The organism is Stenotrophomonas sp. B1-1, from assembly GCF_010894375.1.
In the GTDB taxonomy this organism is placed as follows: domain Bacteria; phylum Pseudomonadota; class Gammaproteobacteria; order Xanthomonadales; family Xanthomonadaceae; genus Stenotrophomonas.
In genome coordinates this window covers 1-2,500 of sequence record NZ_JAAIUZ010000041.1, presented here as the reverse complement: position 1 = coordinate 2,500, position 2,500 = coordinate 1, and the positions used below count along the sequence as shown (strand labels likewise).

The window sequence follows — 2,500 nt, the reverse complement described above, 5'->3', positions numbered from 1 at the left end:
CTGTTCGTGGCAAGCTTAACCGTATAGGGGAGGCGAAGGGAAACCGAGTCTGATAAGGGCGCATAGTCGCGGGCAGTAGACCCGAAACCGGGTGATCTAGTCATGCCCAGGGTGAAGGTGCGGTAACACGCACTGGAGGCCCGAACCCACTCCCGTTGCAAAGGTAGGGGATGAGGTGTGATTAGGAGTGAAAAGCTAATCGAACCCGGAGATAGCTGGTTCTCCTCGAAAGCTATTTAGGTAGCGCCTCATATGTATCCTCTCGGGGGTAGAGCACTGTTATGGCTAGGGGGTCATCGCGACTTACCAAACCATTGCAAACTCCGAATACCGAGACGGACTGTATGGGAGACACACGGCGGGTGCTAACGTCCGTCGTGAAAAGGGAAACAACCCAGACCCACAGCTAAGGTCCCAAATTTTGTGCTAAGTGGAAAACCATGTGGAAAGGCACAGACAGCCAGGAGGTTGGCTTAGAAGCAGCCACCCTTTAAAGAAAGCGTAATAGCTCACTGGTCGAGTCGGTCTGCGGGGAAGATTTAACGGGGCTAAGCACAGAACCGAAGCTTGGGGTGCATAACTTTGTTATGCGCGGTAGAGGAGCGTTCCGTAAGCCGTTGAAGGTGGATTGAGAAGTCTGCTGGAGGTATCGGAAGTGCGAATGCTGACATGAGTAACGATAATGCGGGTGAAAAACCCGCACGCCGAAAGCCCAAGGTTTCCTTGCGCAACGTTAATCGGCGCAGGGTGAGTCGGCCCCTAAGGCGAGGACGAAAGTCGTAGTCGATGGGAAGCAGGTTAATATTCCTGCACCTCGCGTAAGTGCGATGGAGGGACGGAGAAGGTTAGGTGTACCAGGCGTTGGTTGTCCTGGGGAAAGGCGGTAGGTTTGGATCTTTGGCAAATCCGGGATCCTTTAAGACCGAGCACCGAGACGAGCCTTTATGGCGAAGTCACTGATACCACGCTTCCAGGAAAAGCTCCTAAGCTTCAGCTTACGCAGACCGTACCGTAAACCGACACAGGTGGGTAGGATGAGAATTCTCAGGCGCTTGAGAGAACTCGGGTGAAGGAACTAGGCAACATGGCACCGTAACTTCGGGAGAAGGTGCACCCTTGGTGGTGGCTCATGCGAGCATAAGCTACCGAGGGTCGCAGTAACCAGGCCGCTGCGACTGTTTATCAAAAACACAGCACTCTGCAAACACGAAAGTGGACGTATAGGGTGTGACGCCTGCCCGGTGCTGGAAGGTTAATTGATGGGGTCAGCCGCAAGGCGAAGCTCTTGATCGAAGCCCCAGTAAACGGCGGCCGTAACTATAACGGTCCTAAGGTAGCGAAATTCCTTGTCGGGTAAGTTCCGACCTGCACGAATGGCGTAACGACAGCGGCGCTGTCTCCACCCGAGACTCAGTGAAATTGAAATCGCTGTGAAGATGCAGCGTTCCCGTGGCAAGACGGAAAGACCCCGTGAACCTTTACTATAGCTTTACACTGAACGTTGAGTTCGTCTGTGTAGGATAGGTGGGAGGCTATGAAACTGTGGCGCTAGCTGCAGCGGAGCCATCCTTGAAATACCACCCTGTCGTGCTTGACGTTCTAACCTGGGCCCATTATCTGGGTCGGGGACCGTGTATGGTGGGTAGTTTGACTGGGGCGGTCTCCTCCTAAAGAGTAACGGAGGAGCTCGAAGGTACGCTCAGCGCGGTCGGACATCGCGCACTGTGTGCAAAGGCATAAGCGTGCTTGACTGCAAGATCGACGGATCAAGCAGGTAGGAAACTAGGACTTAGTGATCCGGTGGTTCTGTATGGAAGGGCCATCGCTCAACGGATAAAAGGTACTCCGGGGATAACAGGCTGATACCGCCCAAGAGTTCATATCGACGGCGGTGTTTGGCACCTCGATGTCGGCTCATCACATCCTGGGGCTGTAGTCGGTCCCAAGGGTATGGCTGTTCGCCATTTAAAGTGGTACGCGAGCTGGGTTCAGAACGTCGTGAGACAGTTCGGTCCCTATCTGCCATGGGCGTTGGAGATTTGAGAGGGGCTGCTCCTAGTACGAGAGGACCGGAGTGGACGAACCTCTGGTGTTCCGGTTGTCACGCCAGTGGCATTGCCGGGTAGCTATGTTCGGAAGCGATAACCGCTGAAAGCATCTAAGCGGGAAGCGCGCCTCAAGATGAGATCTCCCGGGGCACAAGCCCCCTGAAGGAACCATGTAGACTACGTGGTTGATAGGTCAGGTGTGTAAGCGCAGCAATGCGTTGAGCTAACTGATACTAATGATCCGTGCGGCTTGACCATATAACCTCAAGTTGCCTTGGCTTTACGACAGCGTCGTAAGAGCATCCAAGTGCACGCTACGTCACAAGAACTATGCGAGGCTGGCGCCTTGTCCCATCGGGACGAGTGCGACTCTCCAAAAGCCTCCCTGGTGAAATTAGCGCTGTGGAACCACCCGATCCCATCCCGAACTCGGAAGTGAAACGCAGCTGCGC

At 54.4% G+C, this 2,500-nt stretch carries 2 rRNA genes (1 of these 2 cut by a window edge); both read left to right on the top strand.

Annotated elements, in window-relative coordinates:
• Positions 1-2,306, top strand: a 23S ribosomal RNA gene (locus G4G00_RS21430) (it extends 574 nt beyond the left edge of the window).
• Positions 2,307-2,432: 126 nt separating this feature from the next.
• A 5S ribosomal RNA gene (rrf, locus tag G4G00_RS21425) occupies positions 2,433-2,500 on the top strand; the annotation flags it as partial.